At 71.4% G+C, this 23,327-nt stretch carries 26 protein-coding genes; 11 read left to right on the top strand and 15 right to left on the bottom strand.

What is annotated here, in order from left to right; translation table 11 throughout:
• Nucleotides 1-28: 28 nt before the first annotated feature.
• The gene (gene ligD / locus ACFY36_RS40335; protein WP_499751182.1) at nt 29-1,201 is read right to left on the bottom strand and encodes a non-homologous end-joining DNA ligase; all 1,173 of its coding nucleotides are present in this window, start codon (nt 1,199-1,201) and stop codon (nt 29-31) included.
• A gap of 120 nt (nt 1,202-1,321) precedes the next feature.
• Between ligD and ku the strand changes: the two genes are divergently transcribed.
• The gene (gene ku, locus ACFY36_RS40330) at nt 1,322-2,371 is read left to right on the top strand and encodes a non-homologous end joining protein Ku (protein ID WP_499751181.1); all 1,050 of its coding nucleotides are present in this window, start codon (nt 1,322-1,324) and stop codon (nt 2,369-2,371) included.
• On the opposite strand, the gene ACFY36_RS40325 is transcribed toward ku, so the two are convergent.
• Genes ACFY36_RS40325 through ACFY36_RS40315 form a run of 3 tightly spaced genes read right to left on the bottom strand, consistent with a single transcriptional unit; the run spans nt 2,368 to nt 5,270 of the window.
• A complete protein-coding gene (locus tag ACFY36_RS40325) occupies nt 2,368-3,075 on the bottom strand; it encodes a TetR/AcrR family transcriptional regulator (protein WP_499751180.1) in 708 nt (235 codons plus the stop codon). The genes ku and ACFY36_RS40325 overlap by 4 nt on opposite strands.
• 3 nt (nt 3,076-3,078) lie before the next feature.
• Nucleotides 3,079-4,206 (bottom strand): hypothetical protein, encoded by a 1,128-nt coding sequence (locus tag ACFY36_RS40320; RefSeq protein WP_499751179.1) that lies wholly within the window; start codon nt 4,204-4,206, stop codon nt 3,079-3,081.
• 14 nt (nt 4,207-4,220) lie between these two features.
• Entirely contained in the window at nt 4,221-5,270 is a 1,050-nt protein-coding gene (locus ACFY36_RS40315; protein WP_499751178.1) for a helix-turn-helix domain-containing protein, read from the bottom strand.
• 188 nt (nt 5,271-5,458) lie between these two features.
• Between ACFY36_RS40315 and ACFY36_RS40310 the strand changes: the two genes are divergently transcribed.
• From ACFY36_RS40310 to ACFY36_RS40290, 5 genes are all read left to right on the top strand, one after another.
• A complete protein-coding gene (locus tag ACFY36_RS40310; RefSeq protein WP_499751177.1) occupies nt 5,459-5,656 on the top strand; it encodes a hypothetical protein in 198 nt (65 codons plus the stop codon).
• A gap of 82 nt (nt 5,657-5,738) precedes the next feature.
• Nucleotides 5,739-6,257, top strand: a complete 519-nt coding sequence (locus tag ACFY36_RS40305; RefSeq protein WP_499751176.1) for a GNAT family N-acetyltransferase — start codon at nt 5,739-5,741, stop codon at nt 6,255-6,257.
• Complete coding sequence (locus ACFY36_RS40300) at nt 6,254-7,213, top strand: NAD-dependent epimerase/dehydratase family protein (RefSeq protein WP_499751175.1); 960 nt, start codon at nt 6,254-6,256, stop codon at nt 7,211-7,213. The genes ACFY36_RS40305 and ACFY36_RS40300 overlap by 4 nt, the downstream gene beginning before the upstream one ends.
• Before the next feature lie 5 nt (nt 7,214-7,218).
• Nucleotides 7,219-7,686, top strand: a complete 468-nt coding sequence (locus tag ACFY36_RS40295; protein WP_499751174.1) for a DNA polymerase ligase N-terminal domain-containing protein — start codon at nt 7,219-7,221, stop codon at nt 7,684-7,686.
• A gap of 33 nt (nt 7,687-7,719) precedes the next feature.
• A complete protein-coding gene (locus tag ACFY36_RS40290) occupies nt 7,720-9,099 on the top strand; it encodes an FAD-dependent oxidoreductase (protein WP_499751173.1) in 1,380 nt (459 codons plus the stop codon).
• A 7-nt stretch (nt 9,100-9,106) separates the two neighbouring features.
• On the opposite strand, the gene msrA is transcribed toward ACFY36_RS40290, so the two are convergent.
• From msrA to ACFY36_RS40265, 5 genes are all read right to left on the bottom strand, one after another.
• Nucleotides 9,107-9,610 (bottom strand): peptide-methionine (S)-S-oxide reductase MsrA, encoded by a 504-nt coding sequence (gene msrA / locus ACFY36_RS40285; protein ID WP_499751172.1) that lies wholly within the window; start codon nt 9,608-9,610, stop codon nt 9,107-9,109.
• Between the two features lie 70 nt (nt 9,611-9,680).
• Nucleotides 9,681-10,703 (bottom strand): NAD(P)-dependent alcohol dehydrogenase, encoded by a 1,023-nt coding sequence (locus ACFY36_RS40280; RefSeq protein WP_499751171.1) that lies wholly within the window; start codon nt 10,701-10,703, stop codon nt 9,681-9,683.
• Complete coding sequence (locus ACFY36_RS40275) at nt 10,700-11,170, bottom strand: DUF4334 domain-containing protein (protein WP_499751170.1); 471 nt, start codon at nt 11,168-11,170, stop codon at nt 10,700-10,702. The genes ACFY36_RS40280 and ACFY36_RS40275 overlap by 4 nt, the downstream gene beginning before the upstream one ends.
• 368 nt (nt 11,171-11,538) lie before the next feature.
• The gene (locus tag ACFY36_RS40270; protein WP_499751169.1) at nt 11,539-12,168 is read right to left on the bottom strand and encodes a LysE family translocator; all 630 of its coding nucleotides are present in this window, start codon (nt 12,166-12,168) and stop codon (nt 11,539-11,541) included.
• Nucleotides 12,169-12,289: 121 nt separating this feature from the next.
• On the bottom strand, nt 12,290-12,823 hold the full coding sequence (locus tag ACFY36_RS40265; protein ID WP_499751168.1) for an RBBP9/YdeN family alpha/beta hydrolase: 534 nt from the start codon (nt 12,821-12,823) through the stop codon (nt 12,290-12,292).
• Nucleotides 12,824-12,862: 39 nt separating this feature from the next.
• On the opposite strand from ACFY36_RS40265, the gene ACFY36_RS40260 reads away from it, so the two are divergent.
• Together ACFY36_RS40260 and ACFY36_RS40255 are read left to right on the top strand one after the other, a co-directional pair.
• The gene (locus ACFY36_RS40260) at nt 12,863-13,852 is read left to right on the top strand and encodes a hypothetical protein (RefSeq protein WP_499751167.1); all 990 of its coding nucleotides are present in this window, start codon (nt 12,863-12,865) and stop codon (nt 13,850-13,852) included.
• Between the two features lie 14 nt (nt 13,853-13,866).
• Nucleotides 13,867-14,907 (top strand): hypothetical protein, encoded by a 1,041-nt coding sequence (locus tag ACFY36_RS40255; protein WP_499751166.1) that lies wholly within the window; start codon nt 13,867-13,869, stop codon nt 14,905-14,907.
• On the opposite strand, the gene ACFY36_RS40250 is transcribed toward ACFY36_RS40255, so the two are convergent.
• The 3 genes from ACFY36_RS40250 to ACFY36_RS40240 form a co-directional block, all read right to left on the bottom strand.
• The gene (locus ACFY36_RS40250) at nt 14,895-15,320 is read right to left on the bottom strand and encodes a TIGR03618 family F420-dependent PPOX class oxidoreductase (protein WP_499751165.1); all 426 of its coding nucleotides are present in this window, start codon (nt 15,318-15,320) and stop codon (nt 14,895-14,897) included. The two genes, ACFY36_RS40255 and ACFY36_RS40250, sit on opposite strands and share 13 nt — an antisense overlap.
• An 18-nt stretch (nt 15,321-15,338) precedes the next feature.
• On the bottom strand, nt 15,339-15,515 hold the full coding sequence (locus ACFY36_RS40245; protein ID WP_498659994.1) for a hypothetical protein: 177 nt from the start codon (nt 15,513-15,515) through the stop codon (nt 15,339-15,341).
• A gap of 71 nt (nt 15,516-15,586) precedes the next feature.
• Complete coding sequence (locus tag ACFY36_RS40240) at nt 15,587-16,903, bottom strand: dihydrolipoyl dehydrogenase family protein (RefSeq protein ID WP_499751164.1); 1,317 nt, start codon at nt 16,901-16,903, stop codon at nt 15,587-15,589.
• A 193-nt stretch (nt 16,904-17,096) separates the two neighbouring features.
• Between ACFY36_RS40240 and poxB the strand changes: the two genes are divergently transcribed.
• On the top strand, nt 17,097-18,827 hold the full coding sequence (gene poxB / locus ACFY36_RS40235) for a ubiquinone-dependent pyruvate dehydrogenase (RefSeq protein WP_499751163.1): 1,731 nt from the start codon (nt 17,097-17,099) through the stop codon (nt 18,825-18,827).
• Nucleotides 18,828-18,838: 11 nt separating this feature from the next.
• Here the strand turns inward: poxB and ACFY36_RS40230 are convergent, their stop codons facing one another.
• From ACFY36_RS40230 to ACFY36_RS40220, 3 genes are read right to left on the bottom strand one after another with little or no spacing between them, the layout of a single operon-like run.
• The gene (locus tag ACFY36_RS40230; protein ID WP_499751162.1) at nt 18,839-19,543 is read right to left on the bottom strand and encodes an SDR family oxidoreductase; all 705 of its coding nucleotides are present in this window, start codon (nt 19,541-19,543) and stop codon (nt 18,839-18,841) included.
• Nucleotides 19,544-19,549: 6 nt separating this feature from the next.
• Nucleotides 19,550-20,563: a zinc-binding dehydrogenase gene (locus ACFY36_RS40225; RefSeq protein ID WP_499751161.1), complete on the bottom strand. Its 1,014-nt coding sequence runs from the start codon at nt 20,561-20,563 to the stop codon at nt 19,550-19,552.
• On the bottom strand, nt 20,560-21,174 hold the full coding sequence (locus tag ACFY36_RS40220) for a VOC family protein (protein ID WP_499751160.1): 615 nt from the start codon (nt 21,172-21,174) through the stop codon (nt 20,560-20,562). The genes ACFY36_RS40225 and ACFY36_RS40220 overlap by 4 nt, the downstream gene beginning before the upstream one ends.
• A gap of 115 nt (nt 21,175-21,289) precedes the next feature.
• On the opposite strand from ACFY36_RS40220, the gene ACFY36_RS40215 reads away from it, so the two are divergent.
• Nucleotides 21,290-21,901 carry a muconolactone Delta-isomerase family protein gene (locus ACFY36_RS40215; RefSeq protein ID WP_499751159.1) on the top strand — a complete coding sequence of 204 codons (612 nt, stop codon included), beginning with the start codon at nt 21,290-21,292 and terminating at the stop codon, nt 21,899-21,901.
• Nucleotides 21,898-23,325 (top strand): DHA2 family efflux MFS transporter permease subunit, encoded by a 1,428-nt coding sequence (locus tag ACFY36_RS40210; RefSeq protein ID WP_499751158.1) that lies wholly within the window; start codon nt 21,898-21,900, stop codon nt 23,323-23,325. Before ACFY36_RS40215 ends, ACFY36_RS40210 begins: the two co-directional genes overlap by 4 nt.
• Nucleotides 23,326-23,327: the final 2 nt, after the last annotated feature.

The following is a 23,327-nucleotide window of genomic DNA, read 5'->3' as shown; positions in this document are numbered from 1 at the left end:
TAGACCCGTACGGCTACGGGGATTTCGGTCAGGCGGCCTCGGTCAGATCGGCCAGGTCGATGCCGGCCTTCTCCAGCACGAGGCGGACGTCGTCGAGGGACAGGCCCTCGACGACGTTGTCGCCGTGGACGATCCGGTACCACTCGCGGCCGTCGCGGCGTACGGCCTCGACCCGCCAGGCGGCGTCCCTGGTCATGACGGAGCCCGTCACTTCTTCCGGGGCGACCGAGGGCTCCGGTGTGGGGGAAGCCGGCGGAACCAGCGAGGAGACATCGCGATCGGGGCGCAGACCGCGCCACGAGGCGTGGCGGAGGCGACCGTCGACCGTCCAGTTGCGGAAGGCGACCTCCCCGACGAGTGACGGCTCGGCCCAGCGGGCGTGGCGGGCGTGCTCGCGCGGCACGCCGGCCACCGGCGCCGTGGGACGGCGCCGAGCGTCCAGCTCGACCGTCAGGTGCTGGAGCATCGCGTCCGTGAAGCCGGTGCCCACCTGGCCCGCGTACCGGAGACCCTCCTGACCCGGCACGGCCAGCAGTAGTGAACCGATCGTCCCGGACCGGCGGCCCTGGCCCGGCTCGTAACCGATGATCATCACCTCCTGCGTCCGGATGAGCGGCACTTTGGTCCACTCGGCCGAACGGCGGCCCGGCCGGTAGACGCCGTCCTGGCGCTTGGCGACGACGCCCTCGAAGCCGGACAGCTTCGCCGCGGCCAGCACGCCTGCGCCGGCGTCCGGGAAGTAAGCGGGCGTTCGCACTGTCGCGCCGTCGAGGCGCAACTCCGCGAGCAACTCCCGGCGCTGCCGGTAGGGCAGGTCGATCGTGCTCCGGCCGTCGAGGTGCAGCACGTCGAAGACGTAGTAGCGGACCGGCACCGCGCGCAGCAGCGCGGCCGGTGGAGCGGCGATGTGCATCCGGTTCTGCAACAGGGCGAACGACGGCCGCTCACCGGCCTCCAGGGCGACGATCTCGCCGTCGAGGATCGCCGGGCGCCCGCGCAGCAGCGTGGCGACCTCGGCCAGCTCCGGATAGGTGCCGGTGACGTCGTTGTCGTTGCGGGTCAGGGCCCGCACCTCGCCGTCCTCGGCGTAGGTGACCGCGCGAACGCCGTCGTACTTGAACTCGAACGCCCAGCCCGCGCCGGTCGGCAGCGGGCCGAGCGCGGCCAGCATGGGCCGGACGAGCTCGCCATCGATCTTCATGCGTTCGGGCTACCCCCGGCACGGCCGGGTGATACCCCTTGACCAGGAATTACACCGTGGTAGTTAACTCCTGTCCGGCTCTCAGGTTCGATTCACGCGCCGGCGGGTATCGGCAGGGGCATGGCGCGACCGATCTGGACAGGAGCGATCACCTTCGGCCTGGTGTCGGTGCCGGTGGCGATGTACTCCGCCACCCACGAGCACGAGGTCAGTTTTCACCAGTTCGAGAAGGGCACCGGTGACCGCATCCGCTACAAGCGGGTGAACGAGCGCACCGGCAAGGAAGTCGACTACGACGACATCGTCAAGGGCGCCGACGTCGGCGGTGGCGACTACGTGATGCTCGACCAGGAGGAGCTCGACTCGGTGGCGCCCGGCCGTTCGCGCAGCCTCGACATCGACCGCTTCGTCGAGCTCGACGCCATCGACCCGCTGTACTACGACAAGACGTACTTCCTCGGTCCCGGCCGCGACGAGACCGAAAAAGTTTACGGCCTGTTACGTGACGCGATGGCCGACTCGGGCCGCGCCGCGATCGGCACGCTGGTGATGCGCGGAAAGGAATATCTGGCCGTGATCCGCGCCGACGGCGACCTGCTGATGCTCCAGACGATGTACTTCGCCGACGAGGTCCGCGACCCGAAGGACCAGATCGACTCGCTGCCTCGCCGTAACGCGGCCAAGCCGGCCGAGCTCCACATGGCCCAGCAACTGATCGACTCGATGGCCGGCAAGTGGCGCCCGGCCGACTTCCGCGACACCTACACCGATCGCGTGAACAAGCTCATCGACGAGAAGAAGGCCGGCGAACAGATCACCCCGGCCGCCGAGGCCCCCGAGCCGACCGCCGCCACCGACCTTTTCGAAGCCTTGCGCCGCAGCGTCGAGGCCGCCAAGAAGGGCCGGGCCACATCAAATTCCAAGGCCTCTTCCGTACGCGGTTCCGCGGCACCCAAGCGCAGGTCCACCCGCTCCGCCAAGTCGGCTGAGGGAAAGGCGAGCGGGAAAGCGGGTGGGAAGGCCGCCAAGGCGAAGACGGCCGACCTCAAGCAGGCCTCGAAGGGCGATCTGCTCAAGCTCGCCCGCGAGCTCGATGTGCCCAAGCGGACCACGATGAGCCGTGCCGACCTCGAGAAGGCCGTGCGCAGAGCTCAGCGCCAAGCCGCTTAGGCGGGCTCGTCCAGGCGCTCGAGCCAGCGGTCCAGCAACGCTGCCTCCTCGGGCTCCAGCTTCGGCGTACCGGAAAGGGCTAGTTGCGAGCGCAACTGGCGCGCCCCCGCCCGTACCGGGTCCGCGTCCTTGTCCTGGGCCGGAATCTCGGTGAGGACCGCCCCGAACACGGCGTCGCGCGCTCGATGGGACAGCGCCGGGTCATCGAACAGTGCCGGCTGGGCTATGCGGCTCAGGGCCACCCCGATGTTCGCCGGCAGGATCAGCTGGGCCGCCAGCCTCGGTGTCGTTCCCAGCGCCCCGGCCGCCGCCGTTCGAGTCAGCGTCGCCTCCAGCAGGTCGAGGATGCGGCGGTGCGCGCTCGACGCGGCGCCCGCCCGAGGGGCGAACATCAGCTGGTAGAGGGCTGGATTTTCGGCGGCGAAGGCCATGTGGTCGTCCCAGCCCACGTACATGTCCGCGACCGGGTCGTCGCTGATCTCCAAGCCGGCCTTGCGCCGCGCGTATCGCTCGAAACCGGCGTCGGCCACGGCGTCGAGCAGGCCTCGCTTGTCGCCGAACAGCCTGTACAGCACCGGCTGGGTGACGCCGACCTCCTCGCACACGGCCCGCGTGGCGATGTCACCGTCGGGGGAGGCCGCCAGCTGCCGCTCGGCCGCCTCGATCAGCGCCGCCCGTACGGCGGTGTCCTCAACCTTCTGCATGAATCAATGATACGTCAGGGAGCTAGCATCGATTTTGTAGGCTTTCGACGCCATCACGCGCTCGGGTGTGTCGAACCGGCGTACGAAATCGCCCGGAAGTTGATTGTCGAGGAACGCGCGCCATGCCTCGAGGTCGCGCTGCCAGGCCTCCATGAAGTCCTGGCAGAGCTTGTGGGTGATGTCGGCGCTGCGGCCCCGGGCCGTCTCCAGCGAGCGGCGCATCTTGCGGTGCGCGGGCGTCTCGCTCAGCTCCGCGATGACCAGGTCGATGAAGGCCCGCCGGCGGTAGAGGGCGTCGCCCCAGTGGCCGGACCCGGCGGTGTCGATGCGCTCGCCGGCGTCGAGGAGCCAGAACAGGCCCTCGGCCAGGGTGTCGCCGAGCTCCTCGGCGGCCGCCCGGGCCGGGTTCGCGAACGGGTCGTACGAGCGCTGGCGCATCTCGCCCGCGCGCGCGGCCCGGAAAGGCACCCCGTCGCCCAGCAGGAACAGCCAGTCCTCGTTGTAGATGTTGGGGTAGAAGGACTTCGTGCGCATGGCGTCGACGATCATCGCGCCGCCGCCGATGAAGGTGTCCTGCCGGCCGCCGACCGCGCGGTACGCGTGACACACCACCGAGTTGTCGGAGTAGCCGCTGTTGGCCAGCCCGACGGCGCGGTAGCGGTCGGCCAGGCCGGCCGCCCGGTGCAGCTGGTCCGGGTCGTCGATCAGGATGTCGTCGTCCAGGAAGAGCACCCGCTGCCAGCCGAGGTCGCGCGCGAGCACGAGACCCAGGTTCCTTTTCAGGCTCAGGTCGCTGGTGGTGCCGAAACCGTGGTTCTGCAACAGCTTGTCGGTCTCGAACGACGGCAGCAGCGCCGCGAGCGTGTCGTCGACGCCGACCACGAGGGTGGCCGCGTCGAGGTGGTCGGCGAGCTTCAGCGCCTGCTCGGGCGCGGACGCCCGGCTGCAGAGCGCGACCACGGGGGCGCCGATCCTCGTGCCGACCTCCATGACGTGCCGCAGCGCGTCGGCCGGCCAGGCCGTGGGGACGATGATGGCGTCGAGGCGTGCCGTGACCTCCCGCGTCGACGCGTCGACGCGGTCGAGCAGGTGGGTGTGTGAGCCGTGGTGCAGACTCTCCATGGTGGACACTCGGCGGAGCATAGCTAGGCCTCCGGCCACCCGTGCAGGACGGTGTCCGGCGCCGTCCAGTCCGGCGTGGTCACCACGCCGTTGAGCACCTGCACACGGAAGAGGAGGCTGAACGCCTCCTCGCCGGGGAACCGGTCCGCGAGGAAAGCGGCGTTCTTGTCCCGGAAAACGTCATGCGTGAGCGCGCGCACCGCTCCGTACACGCCTTTGCCGTACATGCCGTTGCATACGGTGATGGTCTTCTCCAGGTTCAGCGGATTGGCCGCCCGGAAGAAATGACCCACGTCCTGGACCAGGATCCGGTCGTCGCCCCGGGAGACGAACTCTGGTGTGAACGACTGGTCATGGCCGTCGGTGACGACGCGGAAGCAGCCGCGGCTGGGGTCGGTGTCGTCGGACAGCTGCGTCACCGGAACGGGTGTCAGCCGCATGGCGTCCTGTGTCGCGCTGTTCCAGTCGATGCCACCGAGGCACACCAGATGTTTCGTCCAGTCAGTCTCCTTCATGTCCCGGGCGCTCGCCCACTGAACCTCCAGATCGGGGTTCACCGCGCGGATGTGCCCGAGCAGCTCCAAGAGGGAGTCGAGGTCGGCCAGCCGGGACAGCTTGGAGCGGTCGGGATCGATGTCGGCCTGGGGCTCGCTGGTGCCGGGCTCGGCGCAGACGATCATGACGGGGCCCTCGTCGTAGAACCACGGTCCGTGGCCGACGATGGTCGTGGCGACCGGCGCCTCGCGCAGCGCGAACAGCTCCCGGGCCAGTTTGTCGCGGGTCTCGGCCTCGTCGGCGGTCAGGTCCTGCTCGCTGATCAACTTGTACGGCCGCGACTCGATCGACCGTCGCGTGCAGTAGAAGGTCAGGATGGCGTTGAGCCGGTCCTCCGGCGGGGGCGTCGGGTCGGCGACGCGTTCCCAGGACGAGACGAGCTGGACGCTGGTCTTCTTCCGGTCGGCCAGAGCCTCGGCGAGGTCGGCCTGGGTGATCGAGACGTCGGGCCACCACGACTTGCGCAGCTCGCGCAGTCGCTTGGCCAGGACGCGGCCGGGGTCGCCGACAGTCGCCACTCCCGCACCTCCAGAAAAGTTCACTGTACTACAACTACGCGCTGGCGGTCGGCAACTTAGCAGGTGAGACCGCGAGTTGGCCAGCGCGTGAATGAATGCCCTTCAGCTTTGTCTTGGTATTGCTAGGTGGAGGTTCAGCAACTTACAGTCAGTATCACTGGCACTACAGGTAGATCTAGGGAGGCACAATGAACTCCTACTCCCAGGACCTGGTCAACGCCGTCGCCGCCGCCGGGATGCTGGCCGCCATCCTCGCCGCCGTCTGGGTGGCCGTCTACGCGACCTACGTCGTCATCCGCATCTGCACCCGGCAGGCCACGGCCGCCATCTACCTCACGACGGTGCTCGTCGTGGGGTTCGTCATCGTCGGCCTGCTGAACCGCTGACGTTCGCACTGCTGCCGGACATCGACAGCAGTGCCACGCGGCGGGCACGATCACCGGAGGGCGGCCGATCAGGAGACCGATGGTGAGCGACGTGGTGTCGATAAGGACGGCGTCGGACGAAGATGTCCGCAAGTTCGTCGAGAACCGGAACGAACGGCACTACTTCCTCGATCACCTCGGGCAGGACCACGGCATCATCCTCTTCGCCTTCCGCGGCGAGGTGCTGGCCGGATATATCTTCGTCCGCCTGGCGCCGGCCGAGGAGGCGGAGCTGCGCGCCGGGCTGCCGGGCGTCCCGCTGCTGCAGCACCTGCGCGTGCTCGAGGAACATCAACGCTCCGGAGTCGCCCGGAGACTACTCAGCGAAGCTGAACGACAGCTCACCCTGCGCGGTTACCACCGGGTCGCGCTCGGCGTCCATCCCTCGAATGAGCGGGCCATCAGCCTGTACAAAGGCCTATCCTTCACGGCGTGGCGAGAGGAGAGTCTCCCCACGTTCCATGTAGAAGTGCTCGACGACGACAGCACCGAGCGTAGCGACGACGTCTGTCTCGTCTTCGTCAAGCACCTGGAACGACTGCCCCAGATAGGACGACCTTGACCTGGATCGTGACCGGTGGCGCCGGCTACATCGGCGCGCACGTCGTCCACCGGCTGAGCGGCCGGTGCGAAGTGGTGGTCTTCGACGACTTCTCCACCGGCCGTCCCGAGCGCCTGCCGGGCGACATCGCCGTCGTCAAGGGCTCGGTGACCGATCCGGACGACCTGGCGCGGCTGTTCGACCGTGGTCCCGTGGACGGGGTCATCCATCTCGCGGCCTCGAAGACGGCGCCGGAGTCGATGACCGACGGCGACCCGTTCTGGCTCAGCAACGTCGGCGGCGTGCGCATGCTGGTCGAGGCGATGGCCCGGGCCGGTGCGGGCCGGTTGCTCTTTGCCTCCTCGGCCGCGGTGTACGGCGACACGGGCCACCGCCGGGCCCACGAGGGGCGGCGCACGGAGCCGGTGAACCCGTACGGCCTCACCAAGCTCGAGGGCGAGCAGATCATGGGCCGGTCCCGCCTGCGGACGATGGCGCTGCGGCAGTTCAACGTCGTGGGCGCGGGCACACACGCGTACGCCGCCGACACCGGCCCCGCGAGCCTGCTGCCGGCCGTTTTCCGGGCTCTGACCGAAGGATCCAAGCTTGTTGTACGGGGTGACGACTATCCCACGCGCGACGGCAGCGCCATCCGTGACTACGTGCACGTCGAGGACGTCGCCCGGGCGTACGTCAAAGGGGTCTCGCTCCTGTCGGGCCGAAGGCCGATGCGGCGGCACTCGGTGGTGAACGTGGGAAGCGGCCAGGGCACGTCCGTGCTGGAGCTGGTGCGGCTCGCGGGGAAGGTGGCCGGCGCCGAAGTGCCGTTCCGGGTGGGGGAGCGGCGGCCCGGCGACGCCGCCGAATCCGTGGCCGACGTGCGCCGGGCGCGGCGCAGAGGGCTGGGGCCCCGTCGTTCGCTGGAGGAGGCGGTCTCGTCGGCCTGGGAGTCGTGGCGCCTCGATCTGGGTAGGTGACAGGCATGCGTTTCGTGGTGCAACGGCATCGTGCGCGGCGGCTGCACTACGACTTCCGGCTCGAGATCGGCGGGGTGCTGGCCAGCTGGGCCGTGCCCAAGGGCCCGACGCTCGACCCGAAGGTGCGGCGGGCGGCCTTCCAGGTCGAGGACCACGAGCTGTCGTACTACGACTTCGAGGGTGTCCTTCCGGCCGGGCGGTACGGCGCCGGCGATGTCATCGTCTGGGACGCCGGAACCTTCGAGCCGCAGGGCGATCCGGGGCAGGCCGTCAAGGACGGCGAGATCCACTTCGATGTGTACGGGGAGAAGCTGCGCGGCCGCTTCGTCCTGGTGCGCACCCGCCAAGGGGCGAACGGCAAGTGGGAATGGCTCCTGCTGCACAAGCGTGACGAGTACGCGGTCGAGGGCTGGGACGCCGAGGACCACCCGCGCTCGGTGCTCAGCGGCCGGACCAACGACGAACTGCTCTAATGTTTATGAATATTTACGGCTATCGTGATCGGCATGCCTGCCGCGCGCCGCTTTGCCGCCATCTCCACGCCTGAGCCGCCGAAAGGGCAGAAGACCCTCTTCAAACGGGCCGTGGTGCTCGGTGGCAGCGTCGCCGGGCTGATGGCGGCCCGGGTCCTGAGCGACCACGCCGAGGACGTCGTCGTCATCGAGCGCGACGACCTCAGCGGCCTGGGCGCGAGCGTGCGGCCCGGCGTGCCGCAGGGCAGCCAGGTGCACGCGCTGCTCCTGTCCGGACAGCAGCAGCTGGAGCGCTGGTTCCCCGGTTTCGTCGAGCAGGCGCTCGCCGAGGGCGCGGTGTCGCCGCCGCCGGGGAGCAACCGCTTCTATATGGACGGTGAGCTGCGCGAGGAAGCGGCCGGCGCCTCGCAGGGCCTCATCTCCAGCCGCCCGTTCCTGGAGGGGCTGATCCGCCGCCGGGTGCTCGCGATCCCCAACGTGCGCGCGGTGGCCGGGCGGGCCGAGGGTCTGCTGATGGACGGCGACACGGTGACCGGGGTGCGGTACGTGGCCGGCGGCGAGACCGCGGTGACCGGGCAGAAGGCGGACTTCGTGGTGGACGGCACCGGGCGGTCGAGCCGGCTCGGGGACTGGCTCGAGGCGTACGACTTCCCGAAGCCGCCGATGCGGCGCATGGCCATCAAGCTGAACTACGCGACCGCCCTCTATCAGCGGCCGGCGGACGCGCGGGTGTGGACGTGCATCTCGATCGCGAATCCCGGTCCGGGTAAGACGGCGCGCATCGGCGGCTTCACGCCGATCGAAGGGGAACGCTGGACGCTTCTGGTCTCCGGCTACGACGGGGACCGTCCCGGGCGCGACGCCGACGAGTTCCGCGAGCGGTGCGTGCGCGACTTCCCGTCCGAGTTCGGCGAGGTGGCCACGGGTGCCGCTCGGGTGAGCGAGGTCGCCACCTATCACCAGGCGGACAGCCGGCGCCGCGAGTTCCACCAGTTGCGCCGCTTTCCCGCCCGGCTGGTCGCGGCGGGCGACGCCGTGGCGTCGTTCAACCCGGTCTACGGGCAGGGGATGACCTCGGCCATGCTGCACGCGTCGTGCCTGTCGGAATATCTGCGCGGCGACCCCGACCTGAGCCGGCCCGCCCGCTCGTACTTCGCCGACGTGAAGGTGGTCGTCGACGCCGCCTGGCAGGTCTCCACCATGGCCGACCTGGCCCTGCCGCACGTCGACGGCCCCTATCCCAAGGGTTATGCGGTGATTCGCTGGGCGAGCGGCCTCATTTTCAAGGCGTCGATGCGCGACCAGGCGGTGAACCACCGCCTGGGGCAGGTGACGACCATGCTCGCCCATCCGAGCGCGCTGACGAGCCCGCGATTCCTGCTACGGGCTCTCAGCATCGGCGCCCGCGCCTAGCTTCCGGTCAGCTGGCGCGGCGCGGCAGCTTCCAGTCGGGACGCGGGAAGTGGCAGGTGTAGCCGTTCGGGATGCGCTCCAGGTAGTCCTGGTGCTCCGGCTCGGCCTCCCAGAACGGGCCGGCCGCGGTCACCTCGGTGACCACCTTGCCCGGCCACAGCCCCGACGCCTCGACGTCGGCGATGGTGTCCTCGGCGACCCGCTTCTGCTCGTCGGTCTCGTAGAAGATCGCCGAGCGGTAGCTGGTGCCGACGTCGTTGCCCTGACGGTTCAGGGTCGTCGGGTCGTGGATCTGGAAGAAGAACTCCAGCAGATCCCGGTACGACGTGGCGGACGGGTCGAACTCGATCTCGATCGCCTCGGCGTGGCCGTCGTGGTTGTAGTACGTCGCGTTCTGGACCGCGCCGCCCGTGTAGCCGACCCGGGTCGAGATCACTCCGGGGCGCTTGCGGATCAGATCCTGCATCCCCCAGAAACAGCCTCCGGCAAGAATCGCCTTCTCCGTGGCCATGGCGCACACCTCATTCGTAGTTTGTCCCCCAGCATTACCCTTCGGCACCGCCGGGGCACTGTCATGTCGCTCACCTGAACGTCAGAACGGGCTTGATAGTTCCCGCCCGGGTGGCGAGCTCGATCTCCTCGAACGGGAACTCGGCGACGAGCCGCTCGACCGGCAGGCGGCCCTCGCGGTGCAGATCGGCGAGGTGGGGGATGAAGCCGGCCGGTGTGGCGTCGCCCTCGATGACGCCTCGCAGCTCGAGGCCGTTGTAGAGGACCGTGGCGAGGTCGAGCTCGGCCCGCCCGACCAGCCCCACCAGGGCCAGGGTGCCCCGCCGGCGCAGGGCGCGAATCGCCTGGTTGATCACGTCGGCCCGGCCGGTGGTGTCGATCGCGTGGTGAACGCCGGTCAACTCCCGGTCGACGGCGCCCAGCTCGAGGGCCAGGGCCCGCCGCTCCGGCACGGGATCGACCGCCAGCACCTCGCAGCCCGCGGCGACGGCGGCCATCACCGCGCTCAGCCCGACCGCGCCCGCACCCAGCACGGCGACGGTCTCGCCCTCCCGCGGCCGGAGGACGTTGAAGATCGTTCCGGCGCCGGTCTGCACGCTGCAGCCCAGAGGGGCGGCCAGCGCCGGGGGCAGGTCGTCCGGGACCTTGACCGTGTTCGACGCGTAGGCCAGGGCATGGGTGGCGAAGCTCGACTGCCCGAAGAAGTTGCCATAGACATTCTGCCCGTTCCGGGACAGCGGCGTGCTGCCGTCGGCCCGGGTCCCGCGGGCGTTCAGGTCACTGTGCCGGCAGTACGCGGGATGCCCGTCCCGGCACTGCCCGCAGGCGCCGCAGCTGCGGAAGGTCAGGCAGACGGTGTCGCCCGGCGAGAGCCCCTCGACGTCGTCGCCGACCGCCTCGACCACGCCCGCGCCCTCGTGCCCGAAGACCATGGGCAGCCGGCTCCAGCCCCGCCGCAGGGCCAGATCGGTGTGACAGATCCCGGCCGCGGTGATCCGCACCAGCACCTCGTCGGCCCGCGGCTCCTCCAGCTCGACCTCGCGGATCACGAACGGCCCGCCGGCCTCCTCGACCAGGGCGGCCCGGATCTTCACGCCTTGTCCAGCCGGAAGTAGTAGTGTCGCCCGTTCTCGTCGAGAACCCCTTTGCCGTTCATCACACCGAGCAGGGTGGTGTCGTCCACGCGCTTGAAGTGATCGAGCACCGGCCGCCCGTCGTAGACCATCGTCGCCGTCACCTCGCCCCGGAACTCGACCATCCAGAGGCTGGCCCCGCCCTTGGCCATGGCCACGTTGGCGTCGAGCTGCCCGTCCTCGTTCCAGCACACCAGCGGCGCCACGTCGGTCACGGAAGTGAACGTCTTGCCGTACCACCGGGCCCGCTCCAACCGCCCCTCGAAGCTGTGCCCGCTGACGAACTCGCTCCCGGCCCAACTCCCGAGCAGTTCCTCGACCCGCACCGGCGCCAGCGCCGCCCAGATCGCGTCAAGCTCGTCGATCGTCACTTCCCCGCCCGCAGCCTGAACGGCTGCGAGCCGCTCCCGAGCCTCGATCGCATCCATCCCGGCCTCCTTGTTGGCGTCCCGCCAACAAGATCCCAGTTCCTCCCACTCGATAGCAAGTTAACGAAGATTCGCATTCGTGGGGGGCGGCCCGGCCCGGCTTCTCGGTCCGACTCCTGCCCGGCCCTTCAGCCCTGTCTCGCTCGGCCCCTCGGCCTCGCTCGGACCCCTCCGCACTGCTCGCCCCGCCCGGCCCCGCCCGGCGAGCGATCCGGGCCAGCTCTTGACCGCGGCGCCAGGCCTACGCCGGTGGCGCGCGGTGGGGCAGTGGCTGTGCCTGCGGCGGCGGAGCGATGGCCGGGCCGGCGCGGTGGGACACTGCGGCCGGCGGGCGTTGGGGTCAGCGGGAGGTGGAGCGACGGGGGCGGTCAGCGGGAGAGGCCCAGCTTGAGGCCGAAGCCGATCAAGGCGGTGCCCGTGGTGGCGTCTACCGTGCGCTGGGCTCGGCGGGTTCGCAGGAAGCGGTTGAGGGCGGCGGCGCTGAGGATCAGGGCCGTGAACCAGAGCATGCTCTCCGCAACGTGCACCGAGGCCAGCAAGAGGCCGGCCGTCAGGTGGGAAGCGCCGGCGGGGATGAACTGGGGGAGGACGGCCAGGTAGAAGGCGCCCACCTTGGGGTTCAGGAGGTTCGTGAGGGCGCCGCGGGTCAGGGCGCTCCGAGCCGACTGGGGTGGTGTGCCGGTGGCGGAAGGGTGGGCTGCGTGGCCGCGCCGGGCGGCGATGAGCATGCGCGCGCCCAGCCAGAGCATGTACGCCGCGCCGGCTATTCGCAGGATCGTGTAGGCGAGCGTCGAGGCGGCCAGCAGGGCGGATACGCCCACGGCGGCGGCCGCGCCCCAGGTGAGGGCGCCCAGGCAGATGCCCGCGGCGGTGAAGAAGGCGGGGCGGCGGCCGCCGTTCAGGGCTGAGCGCAGCACCAGGGCCGTGTCCAGGCCGGGGGTGATGGTGAGCAGGGCGCCCACGGCGGCGAAGGACAGCAAAGCGGTACCCAGGTCCATGGCGTTTCTCCTCCTCGGCGCGCGGCGACGGTCCCGGTCCACCATTGAGGCAGGCGGGGCGCCGGCGGAAGTCCGTGGACGAAAGTGCGACGAATGTAACGCCCGCTGTCAGCAGCGGTGCTTACGGCTGGATCAGGCTGTCGAGCAGCGGGAACTCGTCGTAGACCTGGTTGTAGTCGCCGAAGTGGCCGTCGTTGCGGACGATCTGGGTGCCGCCGACGCGCTCGAACATGGCCCGGCCCTGTGCGGCGTCGCAGCCGTACGGGTCGGTGAGGGAATTGATGAAGTACGGGTCCCGGACGTTGGCCCGGATGGCGTGCCAGTCGTACGACGGGCGCAGGACCGGCTCGTCGCCGGTGTTGGGCGGCGTGCAGTAGCCGGCCACCAGGAACGCCTTGTCGACGGTCACCCGCTCCAGGATCGCCAGCAGGAGGGCGGCGCCGCCGGAGTGGCCGATCAGCACCGTCTCGGGGCCGAAGGTGTGCGCGTCGAGGACCTTCGGCAGGAAGGTGTCGATCGGCTCCACGTTGACGGCGGGGTAGTGCGGCACCTCGACGGCGTAGCCGCGGGCGGTCAGCCGCCCGGCCAGCCAGGGGTACCAGGCGACCTCGGGGTTGCCGCCGGTGCCGTGGAAGATGATCGCCTGTCGTCCCATGGGCGGAGGATAAGCCATCGATCTGCGACCATGGGGGCCATGTGGCGCGGCAACTGGCTGTCCTATGTGTACGCGGGTATCGGCGTCCTGCTGCTCGTGGGCGCGTTCGTGTTGCTCTACCCGGTGCGGCATGTGGACGGGTTCGCGACCGACCTGCGGATCAACATCGGGGCCAATCTGCTCGATCTGGTGCTGGCGGCGCTCGTGCTGCAACCGCTGATCCTGTTCCTGAGCCGCAACGCGGTGAAGCGGCGGCACCGGCTCGACTACCGGGCGGTCATCAAGCGCATCGAGGACGCCGACGGCCAGGTCGACATCTGGAAACACTGGACGGGGCTGCTGGAGGGCCGGCACGAGCGGAACTTCACGAACGCGGTCGTGCGGGCGCTGGAGCGGGGAGTGCGCTTCCGCATCGTGCTCACCGATCCGTCGAGCCCGGCCGCGGCCGAGCGGGCCCGGCAGGTGGCGCCGACGGACGCGCTCGGGCTGATGCGGCAGAACATCGAGCGGCTGGGCGCGCTGCTCGACCGGATCCCGGCCGCGCACCACGACCTGTTCACCGTGCGGATCAGCCGGACCGGGCCGGCGCACGCGCTCTACCGGGTCGACGACTGGCTGTCGTACGGCGTGTTCGGTGACCGCCGGGTCAGTGAGAGTTCGCAGCGCGAGGTGCGGGTGCGCGGCGACCTGGGTGAGTTGGCGCTGGAGGCCTTCGAGAACCGTTGGAAGGGGCCGGGGCTGGTGACGGTGGCCGAGCACGACCGCATGCGGCTGCGGCTGGAAGTGAACGGTCATTCGGCCGAGCACGACCTGCGGTACGTGCTGCACGAGGGCGAGCACTGGGTGAACGTGAACCCGTCGGCGCTGGCGCAGGCGTTCCACCCCGATCACGAGGTGGTCGGTGAGGGCGAGCGGCGGTGGGTGCTGGCCGAGGCGAGCCCGGCGACCCGGGAGCGGGTGGGCGCCCTCTACGCCGCCAAATACGGTCCGGACCAGGGGGCGGTGCTGCTCCGGCTGATCGGCGCGTAGTCCATGATCATCCGATGCGAACGAAGCCGAGGGCCGATCTCGCGGTGGCCGCGACCGCGGTCGCGATCTTCCTGGTGACCCTGTTCTCGATCCCGATCGCCAAGTGCACCGCCGCCGCGCCGTGCGAGCCCGAGCCGGTCAGTTCGCTCGGCCTGGGCGCGCTGGCGGCGGTGGTGGCGATGTCGTACGTGCATCGCTGGGCCGCGGTCGCCGCCGCGGCCGTGTGCGCGGTCCTGTGGCCGCTGGGCGGCCGGCTGGAGGAGACCGGCCTGGGCTGGCGGTCCTGGCTGCCGCTGCTGCTGCTCGTGGTCACGGTCACGGTGGCTCTCCTTCGGTGGCCGCGCGGCCCGGAGCTGGACGGCGCCCCCGTCGAGCGGCTGGAGCGGACCGACCTCGCCCGGCCGGGGATCGCCTTCGGGGTGGCGCTGATCGTCGCCGGGCTGGCCGCCGGTGGGTGGACGGCGTGGCGGCAGCATCAGGTGGCCGGGCAGGAGGAGCGGGCCCGGGTGGTCGTCGCGGTGGTGCGCGAGCACGCCGACGACGACGGGGCGATCGTGGTCGCCCTGGACGGCGACCAGTGGAAGAGCGAGGTGCTGGACGCCACCGACTACCCGGTGGGCAGCGAGGTGGAGTTCCTTGTCGATGACGCGGGGTTACGCCAGGTGCGGGCCGAGCCGTACGACCTGACGGTCTGGTATGTGCTCTTCGTGGCGATGATCGGGCAGGGGATCGCCCGGCTGCTGCGCGCGGGAGAGCTGCGGCGAGGCCGGCTTCGCTTCTTCGCCGAGCCGCAACCGGCGCGGGCCGTGCGGGCGCTGGACGGCGGGGACATCGTCACCGTCCTCCTGCCCGACGGCCGGGGCCTGGCCCGCCGGGTGGTGGTCGACGTCGAGGGCGACGCCGGCGAGCCGGTTCGCGTGGTGCCGGCGACGCTCTACGGCGATCCCCGGCCCGGCGCCTGGTGCGCGGTCCGCGTGGGCGGCGAGCTGCGGGTTCCGGCCTGGCCGGTCAGCGACGTGCGGGAGGTTCCGGACGACGACGGTCAGTTGGCGTAGATGCGGGACGGCTTGATCAGGACTGCCGTGCGGCGCTGGTCGCGCATGACGCGGTCGTACTCGTCCCAGTCGTCGTGGGTGCCGCCGGCCGACGTGAAGATCTCGCGCAGCAGGAGCCGGAGCGCCTCGGGGTCGGACGGCGGGTCGTCGGGGCCGGTCAGCTCGGCCCGGCCCTCGACCGCCGCCCACTGCCAGCCGTCCCGGAACGTCACCGTCAGCTGCGGTCGCGCTCGGAGGTTGGCCAGCTTGATTTTGCCGTACGTCACGAAAGCCAGCACCGGCTCACCGCGCTGGATGATCCCGGTGTTGACCAGCGAGCTCTGAATGGTCTGGTCCGCGCGCAGCGTGGACACGACGGCCAGCCCGCTGTCGGCCCGGCTCAGCCCCCACGCCTGCTCCAACGTCATCGCCATGGGGCGAACGCTACCGGCTCACCACGCCCCGGACAGCGCGGCGACACCGCCGACCGCGGTCGCGGCCGTGCAGGCGGTCAGCAACGCCGTGCACAGCCGCTTGGCGCGCTGATGGTCGGCGGCGCCGGGCTGATCCAGGTACGCCGCCAGCACGCCCCACGAGAGCGCCAGGGCGCCGAGAACGAAGCCGAACATCGGCACAGCCTGCCGGTCGCGACCGGACACGGCGCCCAACCCGCGGTGACGTGCCGGTGAACAGCAGACGGTCATTTGCCGAGGCCGTGCAGGGCCTGCACGTAGATCTCCGAGAAGGTGGGGAAGGGCTGGATCGTGTCGCGCAGGATCTCCAGCGGCACCCTGGCCCGGATGGCCAGCGTCGCCTGCTGGAGCCACTCGCCGGCCTCCGGCCCGAGCGCGCAGGCGCCGGTGAGCACCGAACCGTCGCTGAACAGCGTCAGGAAGCCGTGGGACTCCGCGTACTGGCGGGTGTAGGCGGCGGTCTTGGCGACCTCCTTGAGGGCCACGGTGGAGCTGATCGCCCCCGACGTGGCGCCCACCGCCGCTGCTTGAGGATCGGTGAAGACCACGCGGGGTACGGCGGTGTAGTCGACCTTGCGCGGGCGGCCGTAGATGTTGTCCGCCACCACTTCGCCCTGATATTTCCCGACGTGCGTCAGCATGAACTGGCCGGTGACATCGCCGACGGCCCAGAGGTTCGGCCCCGCCCGCAGATACTCGTCGACCGGGATGCCCTTCCTGCCGGGCGTGATGCCCACTGTCTCCAGGCCGATCCCGTCGACCCGGGGTGCCCGCCCGGTGGCGACCAGAAGCCGATCACCCCGCAGCTCCTGCCCGTCATCCAGGGTCAGCACATAGTCCGCGTCGTCGCGGTGGGCGCGGACGGCGCGCGGGCCCAGGGCGAGCGAAACGCCATCGGCGCGCAGGGCGGCGGTCAGGGCGGTGCCCAACTGCTCCGGCTCCCGGGGAAGGACCCGGGAACCGGCGGCTGACAGCACCACGGAGCCGCCGAGACGGCGTACGGCCTGGGCCATCTCCACCCCCACCGGCCCGGCGCCGAGAATCACCAGCCGTCGCGGCACCTCCTTCATGCCGGTGACCTCGCGGTTGGTCCACACCCCCTCGAGCTCGCGCAGGCCCGGAACGGGCGGGATGATCGGCGACGCCCCGTTGGCCAGCACCACGTGCTCGGCCGTGTAGCGGACCCCGGACACCTCGACCGCTCCCGGCCCGGCCAGCCGCGCGCTGCCCCGGATCAGCGCGATGCCCGCCCCGGCCAGCCAGCGCTCCTGCCCCGCGTCCGAGTAGTCCGAGACCATGAAGTCGCGCCAGGCCAACGCCCGCTTCACGTCGACCTCGGCCGTCGACTCGGCGTCGCGGGCCGCCTGCACCGCCTCGCCCGGCCGCAGCAGCGTCTTCGACGGGATGCACGCGTAGTACGAGCACTCGCCGCCGACCAGCTCCCGCTCGACCAGCGCCACGCGCAGCCCGCCCTCGGCCAGCGCCCCGGCGCAGTGCTCGCCCGGCGATCCGCCGCCGACCACGATGACGTCGTAATCGCTCATGTCCGATGCCTCCCCAGATGGATGTGCTGCCCCTCACCCTGTCCGATGTCCCGGGTCACCGGTACCGGTCGAAGACCCTGGTGTCCGCCATCCCGGGGACTTACACGGGCGCGGAACCAGTGCCCGGCGGGCGACGGTTGACGGTGACCATGACCTTCCCCCGGGGCATCTTCAACCGCACAGGAGAGACGCGATGACCATCGCCGACCACATCGTTGCCACGCTGAAGGCGTCCGGCGTCAGCCGCATCTACGGCCTGCCCGGCGACTCGCTCAACGGCCTGACCGACGCGCTGCGCCGCGACGGCGGCATCAGCTGGCAGCACGTACGTCACGAGGAGGCCGCCGCCTTCGCCGCGGCCGGCGAGGCCGCCGTCACCGGCGAGCTCGCGGTCTGCGCGGCCAGCTGCGGCCCCGGCAACCTGCACCTGATCAACGGGCTGTTCGACGCCCAGCGCAGCGGCGTGCCGGTGCTCGCCATCGCCGCGCACATCCCGCGGGAGGAGATCGGCACCGGGTATTTTCAGGAGACCCACCCGCAGGACCTGTTCCGCGAGTGCAGCGTCTACAGCGAGATGGTCAGCGTTCCCGAGCAGCTGCCCGGTGTCCTGCGCATCGCCATGCGGGCGGCGGTCGAGCGCCGCGGCGTCGCCGTGATCGTCGTGCCGGGCGAGGTGTTCGGGGCGGCGGTCGAGGCCGAGGTGACCCCCATCCGGCCCGCGCGGTCGGTGCACCGGCCGGCCGAGGACGATCTGGCCGCCGCGGCCGAGGTGCTCAACGGCGCCGAGCGGGTCACCATCCTGGCCGGGGCCGGCTGCGAGGGCGCGCACGACGAGCTGACCGCGATCGCCGGGCGGCTCCAGGCGCCGATCGTGCACGCGCTGCGGGGCAAGGAGTTCGTGGAGTACGACAACCCGTACGACGTCGGCATGACCGGCCTGCTGGGCTTCCCGTCCGGCTACCGCGCGATGGAGCACTGCGACGTGCTCCTCATGCTGGGCACCGACTTCCCGTACCGGCCGTTCTATCCGGCGCACGCCAAGGTCGTGCAGGTCGACGTGCGGGGCGAGCGCATCGGCCGCCGGGTGCCGGTCGATGCGCCGCTGGTCGGCACGGTCAAGGACACTGTGGCCGCGCTGCTGCCGCGCCTGAAGGACGGCCGCGACGGCGGGCACCTGGACCGGATGGTCAAGCACTACCGGCGGACCCGGCGCCGGTTCGACGCCCTCGCCCACGAGGGCCGTGCCGGCCGCACGACGCACCCGCAGGCCCTCGTCGCCGCGGTGGACCGGCTCGCGTCGGACGACGCCGTCTTCCTGGCCGATGTGGGCACCCCGACGCTCTGGTCGGCGCGTTACCTGCGGATGAACGGGCGGCGCCGGCTGATCGGCTCGTTCAACCACGGCACCATGGCCAACGCGCTCCCGCAGGCCATCGGCGTGCAGGCCGCGCAGCCGGGCCGGCAGGTCGTCACGTTCTCCGGTGACGGCGGTCTCGCCATGCTGCTCGGCGAGCTGCTCACGCTGCGCCAGCAGCGGCTCCCGGTCAAGGTCGTGGTGCTCAACAACGAGGCGCTGGCCTTCGTCGAGCTCGAGATGAAGGCCGACGGCATCGTCAACTACGGCACCGATCTCGACAACCCGAACTTCGCCGAGGTGGCGCGGTCGGTCGGCCTGTTCGGCGTACGGGTGGAGAGCGCCGGCGAGCTCGACGGCGCGCTGGAGAAGGCGTTCGCGCACGACGGCCCGGCCGTCATCGACGTCCGGACGGTGCGGCACGAGCTGGCCATCCCGCCCAAGGTGAGCGTGGCCCAGGCATCGGGCTTCGCCCTGTGGGCGACCCGCTCGGTCCTCGGCGGGGCCGGCGACGACGTGCTGGAGGTCGCCGGCGCCAACCTGCGTCAGGTCTCGGCGGAGTTCGCCTAGGCCTGGTTCGCCTAGGCCTGGCCTTCCGCGCGGACCAGCATCTCGCTGACCGCGACCCGGCGCTCGCGGCTGACGATGTAGAGGATCGCGTCCGCGACGTCCTCGGCCAGCAGCGGCTCGACCTCCCGGCCCGGCCCGCCGGGCTCCACCAGGCCGACCCGCACCCGCTCCTCCAACAGCTCCTGGCGCAGCGACTCGGAGAAGCCGGCGAGGCCGAACCGGGTGAGGTTGTAGACGCTGCGGCCCGGCCGGGCGACCCGGCCGGCCGTGGAGCCCACATTGACGATGTCGGCCACCTCGCGCGGCGAGGTGGCCGCCGCGTCGATCAGATGCGGAACCGCCGCGTGGGTGACGTGCAGCAGCGCCGACACGTTGAGCCCGACCATCCGGTCCCACTCCTCGAGCGTGGTGTGCAGCGCCGTGCCGAGCAGCATCACCCCGGCGTTGTTGACCAGGATGTCGATGCGCCCGAACCGGTCGAGCGCGTCCTGGACGGCCCGTTCGGCCTGCGCCGGGTCGGTCAGGTCGGCCTCCACCGCGACCGCGTGCCCGCCCAGCGCCGTCACGTCCTCGACGACGCCGGCGAGCCGGCCGGGGCGGGCCACCGCCGCCACCGCCGCACCCTCCCGGGCGAGACGGCGCGCGGTCGCGGCGCCGATGCCGCTGCTCGCCCCCGTGACCAGCGCGACCGTCCCGTCCAGGAGTGTGTCCACCATGGCCGTTCATCCCCTCACATCGAGCACGGCGCGGAAGCGCACGTCGCCGGAGATCATCCGTTCGTACGCCTTGGCGGCCTCGCCGAGCGGGAACACCTCGTTGTAGGAACGGATCGCGTGGCGCAGCGTGAACCGCAGGTTGTCCTCGTTCTCGATCGCCGTGCCGGTCAGGCTGCCCCGGATGCGGTGACCACCGAAGATCAGCTGGGCCGGGCGGACCTGGATCGGCTCGGGATCGGCGCCGACCACGACCAGCTCGCCGTTGCGGCCGAGACCGGAGATCAGCCCCGACATGGCCGCCCCGGCGGCCGCCGTGGCGATGACGACCGCGGCGCCGCCGAGCCGTTGCAGCGCCTCGCCGGGATCCTGGGCCAGGCTGTCGATGTAGTCGTCGGCGCCGAGCTCGGCGGCCAGCTCCTGCTTCGCCGTCCCGCGGCCGATCGCCACGACCCGGTGACCGAGCGCCCGGGCGTACTGGATACCCAGATGGCCCAGCCCGCCGATGCCCTGCACCGCGACCAGCGAGCCGGGCCGGGCCTTGCCGGCCAGCAGCGCGCTGTACATGGTCAGCCCGGCGCAGAGCAGCGGCGCGTCGTTCACCGTCTCGGTTCCGGGCGGAATCCGGACCAGGCCGGTCGACCGGGCGTACGTCACCTCGGCGTAGCCGCCGTCGATCGTCGTCCCGGTCAGCGGCTGGTCGGCGCAGTTGAGGAAGTCGCCCCAGCGGCACGCCTCGCAGGTGGTGTCCGTGCCGCCGAGGAAGCCGACGCCGACCGGGTCGCCCACTTTCCACGACGGGTCGACGCCCTCGCCGACCGCGCCGATCCGGCCGATGATCTCGTGGCCGGGCACGATCGGCCCGGCCCGCTCGCCCTCGACGGCCAGCGCGTCGGTGTGGCAGACCCCGCACGCCTCCACCTCGACGAGCACCTGGCCCGGCGGCGGGTCGTGGCGCTCACGCTCCACCATCTCGAAGCGGCGGTGGCCGGTGGCGACGACCGCGCGGTAGCTGTCACTCACCGGGGGAGCTCCTGACCGGACTGCTCCTTGACCATGTAGTCGGCGTACCAGGACGGCCAGTCCGGATCCTCGGCGCCGGTACGGGCCTCGTGCTCGCCGTGCGCGGCGGCGGCCCGGCGCAGCGCGGCGGCCAGATCGCCGGCGGACGAGAACGCGGTGACAGGGTCGAGCCGGCCCGGCAGCCGGGTGGTGATCTCCTGGAGGAGCCAGCCGTTGCCGTCCGGGTCGCTGAACGACAGGAACGAGCCGTAGCTGGCGTTGCCCTCGGCCGGGCCGGGCACCCGCTCATCGGCGCCGCCGTGGTGGAAGACGCCGCCGGTGTCGTGGAAGACCTCGCTCGGCTCGGCGCCGGCCCGCTTGAGCTCGTCGTGCGCGGCGGCGATGTCATCGACGATCAGGTGCAGGCCCTGCGCGGTGCCCGGCTCCTGCGCGGTCACCGACGTGCCGAAGATGACCGAGGCCGGCGAGCCCGGCGGCGTCACCTGCACCACCCGGAAGGTCTCGCTTGTGGCCAGGTCGGCGTCGAGACGCCAGCCCAGGCCGGTGTAGAACGCCTTGGCCCGGTCGACGTCCGACACGGGAATCACGACGACTTCCAGCTTCATGTCCATGGACCGAGCCTGCCGTCCCGCTGTGCCGGGACACACCGGTGAGACTCCCTGGGCGACCCGGGCCAGGGAGTGCCACGGGTCCCACGGAGTGCTTGCCTGCCGGAGGGTGGAACACATGGAATTCCTGGTCACGATGACCACCACGGTGCCGGCGGGTACGACACCGGACGAGGTGGCCGACATGCGCGCCCGAGAGGCGCTGAACACCGGCAATCTGGCCGCCAAGGGGCAGGTGCGGCGGCTGTGGCGGCCGCCGTTGGGCCCGGGGGAGTGGCGCTCGATCGGCCTGTTCGCGGCCGGCGATCCGGACGAGCTCGAGGCCGTGCTGGCCACGATGCCGTTGCGGGTGTGGCGTTCCGACGAGGTGACGCCGCTGGGGGCGTTCCCCAACGATCCGGGGGCGGACCGGGTGCCGTTCGAGCCGGACGCCCGCGAGTTCCTGGTCCATTTCAAGGTCAAGGTTCCCGAGGGTACGCGTCGTGAGGAGGCCGAGGAGCGTTTCGAGCAGGAGGCGGCCCAGACACGGCGGCTGGCCGGCGAGGGGCGGCTGGTAAGGCTGTGGACCGTTCCCGGCGGACGGGGCGCGGGACTGTGGCAGACCACCGGCGATGACCAGACGCGGCACATTCTGCGGTCGCTGCCGCTGGCCGACTGGCTGACCACCGAGACGGTGCCGCTCACCCCGCATCCGAGCGACCCGGCCACCCTGGCGGCGGCGGCCCGGTGATCGCGCTGCGCACCCCGGCCGGCCGGGCGCTGATCGCGGCGACCGTGCTCGCCTCGGCGGTCGGCTTCATCGACGCGTACATGATCAATGTGGCGATTCCCGCCATCGGGCGGGATCTGGGCGCGAGCGTGAGCCAGCTCCAGTGGGTCCTGACCGGCTATCTGGTCACGGTGGCCTCGTTGCTGCTGCTGTCCGGGGCGCTGGCCGACCACTTCGGCCGCCGCCGGGTGCTCGCGGCCGGGCTGCTGGTGATGCTGGCCGCCTCGCTCGCCTGCGCGGTCGCCCCGAACGTGGGCGCGCTGATCGCGGCCCGAGTCGTGCAGGGCGCGGGCGGGGCGCTGGTCGTGCCGAGCAGCCTGGCGCTGCTCAACGGCACCCTGCGCGGCCCGGACCGGGCCCGCGGCATCGGGATCTGGGCCGGCATCTCCACGCTCGGCACCACCCTGGGCCCGTACGGCGGCGGCTGGCTCGTCGACCACGCGTCGTGGCGCTACGTCTTCCTGCTCAACGTGCCGCTGATCCTGGCCGCTCTCGTGCTGCTGCGCTTCGTGCCCGACGTGGACACCGTCCGGCGGCCGCTCAGCGTGGACGTCGCCGGCGCGCTGCTGGCGGTGGTCGGCCTGGGCGGCGTCATCTACGCCCTCACCGCCGGCGCCGACAAGGGCTGGGCGAGCGGGCCGGTGCTGGCCTCGGCCGTGCTCGGGGTGGCCTGCCTGGCCGCGCTGGTGCCGGTCGAGCGGCGGCGGAGCCGGCCGATGCTGCGGCCGGAGCTGTTCCGGTCGCGGCCGTTCGACGCCATCAACGCGGCCACCGTGCTCTTCTACGGCGCCCTGGGCGCGGTGAGCTATCTGGTGATCCTGCAATGCCAGCTCCGGCTCGGCTACAGCGCCACGGAGGCCGGGGCCGCCCTCATCCCCGAGTCGGCCGTCTTCCTGCTCATGTCGCCGTTCGCCGGTGGCCTGGTGGCCCGAGTCGGCACCCGCTGGCCGATGGCCGGCGGCATCCTCATCGTCGCGGCCGGCTTCGCCTGGCTCTCCGGCGCGAGCCCCGGGCAGCCGTACGCCCAGGCGATCCTGCCCGGCGCGCTGCTGTTCGGCCTCGGGCTCGGGCTGGCCGTCGCGCCGCTCACGGCGGGAGTGCTGGCCGCCGTGGACGACAGCGACCTGGGCGAGGCCTCGGCCGTCAACGACGCCGCGTCGCGGGTCGGCGGGGTCGTGCTGGTCGCGCTCGTGCCGCTGCTGCTGGGGGCCCGCGGCGCCACCGACCTCACGCAGCCGCTGGCCGACAACTACCGGTTCGCGATGCTCGTGCTGGCCGGGGTGACCGCCGTGGCCGCGATCATCACCGCCGTCTTCGTGCCGAGCCGCCGGGCCACCCCGCAACCGCTCGCCCCCAATCCGCGCCTGCAAGCCTGCGCCGTCTAGGA

This window comes from Actinoplanes sp. NPDC000266 (assembly GCF_042899005.1).
Taxonomy (GTDB): Bacteria; Actinomycetota; Actinomycetes; order Mycobacteriales; family Micromonosporaceae; genus Actinoplanes.
The sequence above is the reverse complement of the archived record's forward strand: the minus strand, read 5'-3'. Positions and strand labels throughout refer to the sequence as shown.